The 9,039-nt window shown below is 67.3% G+C and carries 6 protein-coding genes; 1 reads left to right on the top strand and 5 read right to left on the bottom strand.

What is annotated here, in order from left to right; translation table 11 throughout:
• Positions 1-8: 8 nt before the first annotated feature.
• The 4 genes from CDA09_RS04385 to CDA09_RS04370 all read right to left on the bottom strand — a co-directional run bounded on the left by CDA09_RS04385 (position 9) and on the right by CDA09_RS04370 (position 6,177).
• On the bottom strand, positions 9-2,891 hold the full coding sequence (locus tag CDA09_RS04385) for a response regulator (protein ID WP_121427504.1): 2,883 nt from the start codon (positions 2,889-2,891) through the stop codon (positions 9-11).
• Between the two features lie 402 nt (positions 2,892-3,293).
• On the bottom strand, positions 3,294-4,187 hold the full coding sequence (gene sucD, locus CDA09_RS04380; RefSeq protein WP_121427503.1) for a succinate--CoA ligase subunit alpha: 894 nt from the start codon (positions 4,185-4,187) through the stop codon (positions 3,294-3,296).
• 11 nt (positions 4,188-4,198) lie between these two features.
• Positions 4,199-5,359 carry an ADP-forming succinate--CoA ligase subunit beta gene (sucC, locus tag CDA09_RS04375; protein ID WP_121427502.1) on the bottom strand — a complete coding sequence of 387 codons (1,161 nt, stop codon included), beginning with the start codon at positions 5,357-5,359 and terminating at the stop codon, positions 4,199-4,201.
• A 263-nt stretch (positions 5,360-5,622) separates the two neighbouring features.
• On the bottom strand, positions 5,623-6,177 hold the full coding sequence (locus tag CDA09_RS04370) for a DUF2889 domain-containing protein (protein WP_121427501.1): 555 nt from the start codon (positions 6,175-6,177) through the stop codon (positions 5,623-5,625).
• 267 nt (positions 6,178-6,444) lie between these two features.
• Between CDA09_RS04370 and CDA09_RS04365 the strand changes: the two genes are divergently transcribed.
• Positions 6,445-8,256: a type IV pilus assembly protein FimV gene (locus CDA09_RS04365; RefSeq protein WP_121427500.1), complete on the top strand. Its 1,812-nt coding sequence runs from the start codon at positions 6,445-6,447 to the stop codon at positions 8,254-8,256.
• Between the two features lie 24 nt (positions 8,257-8,280).
• Here CDA09_RS04365 and CDA09_RS04360 read toward each other — a convergent pair whose 3' ends face one another.
• Positions 8,281-9,027 carry a Nif3-like dinuclear metal center hexameric protein gene (locus CDA09_RS04360; RefSeq protein ID WP_121427499.1) on the bottom strand — a complete coding sequence of 249 codons (747 nt, stop codon included), beginning with the start codon at positions 9,025-9,027 and terminating at the stop codon, positions 8,281-8,283.
• Between the last annotated feature and the right edge of the window lie 12 nt (positions 9,028-9,039).

Raw genomic sequence — 9,039 nt, 5'->3', positions numbered from 1 at the left:
CGACGACACTATTGCGTTTGCGGCGGCCCATCGGGCGCCGGCAACTCCTTCGACAGTGCGCCGAGCAGATCTGCGAGCGCGCGTGCACCGCGGGCACGAGCCTCGCCGAGCGCGGCAGGCGGCGCGCCTTCGCGAAGGTCTCGCTCGAGCTCTGCCGCAGCCTCCTGAATGGCCACGGCTCCGATCTGCCCGGCAATGCCTTTCAGCGAGTGCGCGAGCCGCTCGGCTGCGGCATGGTCGCCGCCTGCGAGGGCCGCGTCCAGGCGTAGTGTGAAATCGCCATAACCGGCGACGAACTTGCGCAGCAGCGAGAGGTAGAAGTCTTCCTTTCCCATCAGCCGCCGCACGCCCAGATCGGGGTCGAGGCCGGGAACCTGCCTGAGCCGCGCCAGGGCCGCGCCCGGTGCCGCAGCGGATGACCCGCCGGGCGCGCCTGCGGCCGCGACATTCCGTGGCGAGATCCAGCGCATCAGCGCCGCCCACAGCCGCTCGGGGTCGATCGGCTTGGCGAGATGATCGTTCATCCCTGCCGCGATGCACTGATCGCGGTCGCCCGCCATCGCGTTGGCGGTCATCGCGACGACGGGCAGGGCGGCGGCGCCGGGCAGCCTGCGAATCTCGCGCGTCGCGGCCACGCCGTCCATCACCGGCATCTGCATGTCCATCAGGACGAGATCGTAGCCGCCCTGCCGCACGCACTGCACCGCTTGCGCGCCGTTCGCGGCGACGTCGACACGAAAGCCCGCGGCGCGGAGGAGCTCACTCGCGACTTCCTGGTTGAGCTCGTTGTCCTCGACGAGCAGCAGGCGGGCGCCGCGGATGGCGGCGAGATCAGACGGAGTTTCGCCGGCGGCAGCCGGCGGCCGGACGGGGCGTCGGGCGCCGTCGAGCAGGCGGATCGCGGTGTCGAACAGCGCCGATGCGGTAACCGGCTTCAGCAGCACGTCATCGACGCCGCCCCCCACGGCAGTGCGCGCGACGTCCTCGCGCCCGTATGCCGTGACGACGATGCGCACGGGCAGCCGCGACAGGCCCAGCCCGCCGATCGCGCGCGCGGCGGCCACGCCATCGAGCCCGGGCATCTGCCAGTCGAGCAGGACGATGTCGTAGGGTTCGCCACCGCGCACCGCGCGCTCGACTTCGGCAACGGCTGCCTGCCCGCAATCGACCGCGAGCACGTGAAAAGTCATGCCGCGCATCATCTCAGCGAGCACTTCGCGCGAGCTGCGATTGTCGTCAGCAACCAGGGCGCGCAGCCCGCGCAGGTCCGGGGCCGGCATGAGCAGATGACCCTCGCTGCGGCCGATGCCCAGGCGGCAGGTGAACCAGAAGGTGGAGCCGGCACCGGGCCGGCTGTCGACGCCGACGCTGCCGCCCATCATCCGGGCCAGCCGCTTGTTGATCGCGAGCCCCAGTCCGGTGCCGCCGTACTTGCGCGTCGTCGACGTATCCGCCTGCTCGAAGCTGCGGAACAGCCGGTCGCGCAGCTCGTCGTCGATGCCGATGCCGGTATCGCGCACCTCGAAGCGCAGGACGACGTCGCCCTCCTCGACCTGCTCGCGCCGGATGCGCATGACGATCTCGCCCCGGTCGGTGAACTTGACCGCGTTGTTGGCGTAGTTGAGCAGGATCTGGCTGATGCGCAGGGGATCGCCGACCAGCCGCCCGGGCACGTCGGCCGCCACGTCGATGACCAGCTCGAGCCCCTTCGCGTTGGTCTTCTCGACGATCTGGGCGCCGACGTCCGCGACCGTCTTCTCGAGGTCGAAGTCGATGCGCTCGATGACCAGCTTGCCGGCCTCGATCTTGGAGAAATCGAGCACGTCGTTGATGATGCCGAGCAGGTGCTGGCTCGAGGCCTGGATCTTCTCCAGGTAGTCGCGCTGGCGCGCATCGAGCTGCGTGCGCAGGGCGAGGTAGGTCATGCCGATGATGGCATTCATCGGCGTGCGGATCTCGTGGCTCATGTTGGCGAGGAAATCCGACTTGATGCGCGCGGCGTCCTCGGCGAGCGCACGGGCGTTCTCCACCCGCTCGATGGCGTCGCGCTCGGCGGAGATGTCGTCGATCACCCACACGGAGCCCCTGGCGCGGTCCGCCGGATCCACCGCCGTACCCGTCAGCCGAGCCCAGAACAGCGTGCCGTCGCGTCGCATGAGCTGCTGCTCGCGCCGATGCGACTCGCCGCGCCAGATCGCGGCATACACCGGGTCGCCACCCGCCGCGTGCGCGGCTTCATCGCGATACCAGACTGCCGTGCGCTGGCCGACGAGCCCACCCGACGGCCAGCCGAACATCTCGTGCAGGCGCCGGTTGCAGCGGATCAGCACGCGCTCCTTGATCAGCGCGATGCCCGAAGTGGCGGTGTCGAGGATCGCCTGCTGCTCGGCGTTGGCTTCGCGCAGCGAGGCGCTGAGTGCAGCCAGTTCGGCCGTGCGCTCGGCAACGAGGGCTTCCAGCCGCTCGCGGTACCCCGCCAACTCCCGTTGCGCCTGCTTCTGCGCCGTAATATCGGTCAGCACCGAATGCAGCAGCGCACGCTCCCCGTCGCGGATCACGGTGACGAGGACGTCGACCTCGACCAGCGTGCCGTCGCCGCGCAGGTGTTCCCACTCGAAGCGCCCGCCGCCGTCGGCCAGCGCCCGGCGGGACATCTCCTCCGCCCGCACCGCCGAAGACTCCCCGTCGGGCTGGCATGGCGGCGAGATATCGGCGGGGCTGCGGCCGCGGAGGAGGTCGAGGCTGCCGACGCGCAGCAGCTCCAGTGCCGCGCGGTTGGCAGTCACGAAACGGCCATTCTCGAGGAGCACGATCGCATGGCGAGCATCCTCGAACAGCATGCGAAAACGCGCCTCGTCGGCAGGGGAACGGGTTTCGGTGCCGCTATTCATCTACCGCCTCCGGTCGCGACCGGGTCTCGATTCGCATGGAAACGGCGAATGACGCCCACATGAAGAACATTTGCGCTCCTCGTGTCCTGAATGCGACGTTCATCGACGTACGCGCCGGCGGCCAGGCAATTCCGAAGGCAGACTGACGGACAGCCCCGGGATCGGCGCACGGCTCCAGTCGGTGGCCATCATACCGCGCTCGACCCTGTTCGCTGCATGGGATAGTCGCGCACGCCGCACGTGCATTTTCTGCATCGCTCAGCCGGGACGCCCAAAATTCGTCACGCAGACCACACTGGCCGCCCGCTTCGATCGGGTGCCTGCTGGGCGCGGGAAGCGCTGCGCGCAAAAAAAAAGCGCCGGACCAGCCGGCGCCTTTCTGTACCACAGAAGGAACGACGCTTACAGCATCGCCTTCAGCAGCTTGGCCATCTCGGACGGGTTGCGCGTCACCGTGAAGCCGCACTCTTCCATGATGGCGAGCTTGGCGTCAGCGGTATCCGCACCACCGGAGATCAGCGCACCGGCGTGGCCCATGCGCTTGCCGGCCGGCGCGGTCACGCCGGCGATGAAGCCGACGATCGGCTTCTTCATGTTGGCCTTGCACCACTGCGCGGCTTCGGCTTCGTCCGGACCGCCGATCTCGCCGATCATGATCACCGCGTCGGTGTCCGGATCGTCGTTGAACATGCGCATCACGTCGATGTGCTTGAGGCCGTTGATCGGGTCGCCGCCGATACCGACCGCCGACGACTGACCCAGACCGATTTCGGTCAGCTGCGCGACGGCTTCATAGGTCAGCGTACCCGAACGCGACACGACGCCGATGCGGCCCTTGCGGTGGATGTGACCCAGCATGATGCCGATCTTGATCTCATCCGGCGTGATCAGGCCCGGGCAGTTCGGCCCCAGCAGCAGGGTTTCCTTGCCGCCCTTGGCCACCTTCTGCTTCATCTTGTTGCGCACGACCAGCATGTCGCGGACCGGGATGCCCTCGGTGATGCAGATCGCCAGATCCAGGTCGGCCTCGCAGGCTTCCCAGATCGCGTCGGCGGCACCGGCCGGCGGCACGTAGATCACGGACACGGTCGCGCCGGTCTCGGCAGCGGCTTCCTTCACCGAAGCGTAGATGGGGATGTCGAAGATCTTCTCGCCCGCCTTCTTCGGATTCACGCCGGCAACGAAGCAGTTCTTGCCGTTCGCGTATTCCTGGCACTTCTCGGTGTGGAACTGGCCGGTCTTGCCGGTGATGCCCTGGGTGATGACCTTGGTGTCTTTGTTGATCAGGATGGACATTCAAACTCTCCTTACTTGACCGCCGCGACGATCTTGGTCGCAGCTTCCGCCATCGTGTCGGCGGCGATGATCGGCAGACCCGAGTCGGCGAGGATCTTCTTGCCGAGGTCCTCGTTGGTGCCCTTCATGCGCACCACGAGCGGGACGGAGAGATTGACTTCCTTGGCTGCGGCGACCACGCCAGTGGCGATGGTGTCGCACTTCATGATGCCGCCGAAGATGTTCACGAGAATGCCCTTGACCTTGGGGTTCTTGAGCATGATCTTGAACGCCTCGGTGACCTTCTCGGTCGTCGCGCCGCCGCCGACGTCGAGGAAGTTGGCCGGCTCGGCGCCGAACAGCTTGATCGTGTCCATCGTCGCCATCGCGAGGCCGGCGCCGTTCACCAGGCAGCCGATGTTGCCGTCGAGCGAGATGTAGGCGAGGTCGAACTTCGAGGCCTCGATCTCGTCCGCGTCTTCTTCGTCGAAGTCACGGAAATCGACGATATCCGGATGACGGTAGAGCGCGTTCGAGTCGAAGTTGAACTTGGCGTCGAGCGCCTTGATGTTGCCGTTGCCTTCGAGGATCAGCGGGTTGATTTCCGCCAGCGAGGCATCCGTTTCCATGTAGCAGGTGTACAGGCGCTTGAGCGTATCCACCGCCTTGGCGACCGAGGCTTCCGGCACGCCGATGCCGCGCGCGAGGTTCTCGGCCTGCTTGTCGGTCAGGCCGACCAGCGGGTCCACGAATTCCTTCAGGATCTTCTCGGGGGTGCTGTGCGCGACTTCCTCGATGTCCATGCCGCCTTCGGAGGAGGCCATGATCGCGACCTTCTGCGTGGCGCGGTCGGTCAGCGCGGCAACGTAGTATTCCTTCTTGATGTCGGCGCCTTCCTCGATCAGGAGGTTGCGCACTTTCTGGCCTTCGGGCCCGGTCTGGTGCGTGACCAGCTGCATGCCGAGGATCTCGTTGGCGAGCTGGCGCACTTCGTCCAGCGAGCGCGCGAGCTTCACGCCGCCGCCCTTGCCGCGGCCGCCGGCGTGGATCTGCGCCTTCACGACCCAGATCTTGCCGCCCAGCTCTTCGGCGGCCTTCACCGCCCCATCCACCGACACGGTGTGGAAACCGCGCGGCGTCACGACGCCAAACTTCCTTAGTAGTTCTTTTGCCTGATACTCATGAATCTTCATGGTTGCCCTTCGATCGAAGCCGCAACGCCAGAGGCGCCGCGAACAGGTTGATGGGACGCTTCGGAGCATCGCTCCACGACATACGCCGTCTCCCTCGACCGACGCATACCGCTCCCGACCGGCCGTGTGTCGCCCGGTCCGACCTCTCGACCCCGACCCGGAAATGGGCCTGAAGGTCGCAAGATCTGCGGATTATAACCGCAATTGCGCAGTGCAGAATCGCGAGCCCCGCGCGAGCCGGTCTGCCGCCGGACGCGCCGCGGCTACTCGTCGGCCGCAGGCTTGCGGTACCACTTCGGGTAGTAGCGGCGCACGGTCTCGCGCGAGCTCTCGAGCGCATGGCACTTGTCGAGCTGGAACGGCTTCTCGACGCTGTCCTCGTTGTCGCGCCGGAAAGTCGCGAAGGTCTGCACGGCAGCCGTCGGAAGGCTCATCAGGAGCTCCGTCACATGCGAGCAACCGCGCACGTCGGCGAACATCTCCCCGACGTTGCGGCGAAAGCCGCGAATGAGGTTCAGTCCCACGAGCCGCCCGTACGCCGGCCCGATCGTGTCGCATTCGCCGGCGTACGGGACGCGGTCCGAACACGCCTCGGCATCGATGATGGTGAACGCCGCGTCGATCGTGATGCGCACGCGCATCTCGTGCACGGGGTCACCCGCACGGCGGACACCCGACGCGAGCGTGTAATCGACGGCCTTCGTGTCGCGCAGGCAGGCCTCGAGCTCCAGCAGACCGTCAGCGCGGCGAAAACCTTCGACGGTGATCTGGCGCAGATGCGCGGGACTGCGTGCGCACTTCGGAGGAGAGAGCGGCATGGGACGTACGGCAACGTATGGAGAAACAGCATGTTACCGCGAATCGGCGCCCTTTCCGCGTGACGCGACGCCAGCCCCCCCTCCGCCGGCGGCCGGCAACCACCGCTCACTCGCGGGGAGATTCCGGATGTCATTTTCCGCCGTGACGAAATCCCCTGATTTCACGGAACAATACGCGCCAACAATGCAAATTCGTTACAATGCGCTGCAATGATTTGATACAAGATGCAGATTTGCGCTTAGCCTTTTCCCGTGCATGAGCGGACGATGACGACACAGCAGCGCCTGACCCGCCGGGGTTCCGCATCCCTACTCCTGACGGCACTGCTGGCGCTCGCGCCGACGGCGTCCGGCGCGGTCGTTCTCGGCGAACCGGTGTTCGTGTCCAAGGTCGGCGAAGCGCTCAGAATCGAGATTCCCGTTCTCCAGGGCGATTCGTCACAGCTGGGCGAATGCCTGCGCTTCGCAACGACCTCGACGACTTCGAACGGGGTGCCGCGACTGCGGGATGCGCGCCTCGACGTTACCGGACGCGACGCCGATTCGCGGCTCGTGATCTCTCACCGGCTGCCGAGCTTCGAACCTGCCGTCAGTTTCGCCATCGAGGATAACTGCGACAGCCGCCTGCGGCGCGAATACACCGTCCTGCTGGCATTCCCCGACACAGCCACGGTGGCAGGCGGAACCGCAGGCGATCGAACCGTTCCGCACCCCGACACGGCGAGCGCGCCGGCGCAGAAACGGCCGCACCGTCCGCGTTACTATCGTCCGGCGGCGCCTTCTGCCGACATCGCCACGCCGCCTGCCGCACGCGAGGCGACTGCCCTCACCCGCAGCTCACCAAAGGCCGCGCCCCGCCAAGACCGTCTGGAGGTCGGCGGTGGCGAGTCCGAGGCCCCGAGCTCCGGCCTGCACCTGAGCACCCGGCTCGGCAGCCTCGCGCGCATCGATTCGACCACCGACGCCCAGCGCGAGCAGTTGCGTCGCGAGCAGTCGGTGATCATGGCGATCGACCGCACGATCGTCGCGCAGTTGGAACTCGACGAGCGCATCCGCCAGCTCGAAGCCGCGCAGTCGCGCATGCTTGCGGAGTATCGGCCGTCGCCGTCATCCGCCGTGGCGCAGTCCGCCGACGCGCCACCACCGCCGACGCCGCGCGACCCCGACGATAGCGTCGCGGAGGCCTGGAAGCACGCCACCCTGACGATCGGGATCATTTCGCTGGCACTCGCCGGCGCGCTCGCCTGGTTCCGCAGGCGCCGCTACGCATCGCTCCCGCCCAGCGATCCGGAGTCGAGTCGCACGCAGGTTTCCGCAACGAGAAATGCCGACGCCCGCCCGCCGGCCCACCGCGCCCAACCGGCGCCCGACGCCGCCACCGTGAACGCCCCGGCGCCGCAGCCGCACATCCTGCCGACTCCGCCCCCCCTCGCTGGCGAGCACGTGTCGCCGGGGTGGGAAATGGCCGACGACGTGTTCGCGCCGCCGATGTCGCTCGCCCCCATCACGCCGGTTGCATCGGCCGCCCCGCATGCGCCCGCCGCCGGCGTGGTCATGGAGGAAGCCGCCGAGGAACACGAGTCCGCCATCGAACTTGCCGAGATCATGATGGGCTTCGGGCGCATCCGCGGCGCGGCGGACACACTCGCCGAGTTCATCGCGTCGAATCCGAAGCGGGCCGTGACGCCGTGGCTCAAGCTCATGGAGGTCTATCGGGCCGCCAACCTGCGTGACGAGTTCGACGCGCTGGCGAAGCAGCTCAACAAGACCTTCAACGTCAAGGCCGTCACCTGGGACAGTTTCGACGAGGCACGTCAGGCCCGGAATTCGATCGAGCAGATGGCGCACCTGAGCCAGAACGTGCAGGAGATGTGGGGTACGCGCGACTGCCAGGCCTATCTCGAGCATCTCCTGCGCGACAACCGCGACGGCACGCGCGAAGGCTTCCCGCTCAGCGTGATCGACGAGATCCTGCTGCTCGCGGCGATTCTCGAGGACCGGTTGGGCACGTACAGCCCGGAAGTGGCCGCGCCCGCGGGCAGGGACTCGGTTCCCGTCGTCCCGCCACTGCCCGCCTGAGGACCGAGACGGACGCCGTCCCGGCTAAACCGGGTTGTCGAGATCGACGAAATGCGCCTCGATGCCGCAGGTCTGCCCGAGGTATTGCGCCAGCGCATGGATGCCGTAACGCTCCGTCGCGTGGTGCCCCGCCGCGATGTACGGCACACCCGATTCGCGCGCCAGATGCACCGTCTGCTCGGAAATCTCGCCCGACACGTAAAGATCGGCCCCTGCCGCGATGGCCTGCTCGAAGTAGCCCTGCGCGCCCCCCGTACACCACGCGACGCGGCTCACCACCCGCCCTCCATCGCCCACCAGCAGCGGTTCGCGCCCGAGCCGGGCAGCCAGCGAACGCGCGACCTGCTCGGCCGTGCCCGGTTGCTCGGGCCGGCCGATCCACCCGAGATCCTGTTCCCCGAACCGTCCCGCGCCCACCCAGCCCGCAACGGCCGCAAGCTGGGCGTTGTTGCCGAGTTGCGGATGGGCGTCGAGCGGCAGATGATAGGCAAGCAGGCTGATGTCGTTTCTCAACAGCGTCGCGATGCGCCGCTTGCGAATCCCCGTGATGCGCCCATCCTCGCCACGCCAGAACCAGCCATGATGCACGATGACGGCATCGACGCCCTCGGCGACGGCGCGGTCGAGCAGCGCCTGGCTTGCCGTCACGCCGCACAGTGCGCGGCGCACCTCGGGCCGACCTTCCACTTGCAGGCCGTTTGGGGAATAATCCCGGAACCGTGGGACTTCCAGCAGTTCATCCAGATGAGCTTGCAATTCGGCGAGTTGCATACGGTCCCCACT

It is taken from the genome of Azoarcus sp. DN11, from assembly GCF_003628555.1.
In the GTDB taxonomy this organism is placed as follows: domain Bacteria; phylum Pseudomonadota; class Gammaproteobacteria; order Burkholderiales; family Rhodocyclaceae; genus Aromatoleum.
Note: the sequence above shows the minus strand (reverse complement) of the source record. Positions and strands in the feature narration are given on the sequence as shown.

Coding starts and splice junctions, on each gene's coding strand:
- CDA09_RS04385 (WP_121427504.1), bottom strand. CDS start 2,891: ATGAATAGCGGCACCGAAACCCGTTCCCCTGCCGACGAGGCGCGTTTT.
- sucD (WP_121427503.1), bottom strand. CDS start 4,187: ATGTCCATCCTGATCAACAAAGACACCAAGGTCATCACCCAGGGCATC.
- sucC (WP_121427502.1), bottom strand. CDS start 5,359: ATGAAGATTCATGAGTATCAGGCAAAAGAACTACTAAGGAAGTTTGGC.
- CDA09_RS04370 (WP_121427501.1), bottom strand. CDS start 6,177: ATGCCGCTCTCTCCTCCGAAGTGCGCACGCAGTCCCGCGCATCTGCGC.
- CDA09_RS04365 (WP_121427500.1), top strand. CDS start 6,445: ATGACGACACAGCAGCGCCTGACCCGCCGGGGTTCCGCATCCCTACTC.
- CDA09_RS04360 (WP_121427499.1), bottom strand. CDS start 9,027: ATGCAACTCGCCGAATTGCAAGCTCATCTGGATGAACTGCTGGAAGTC.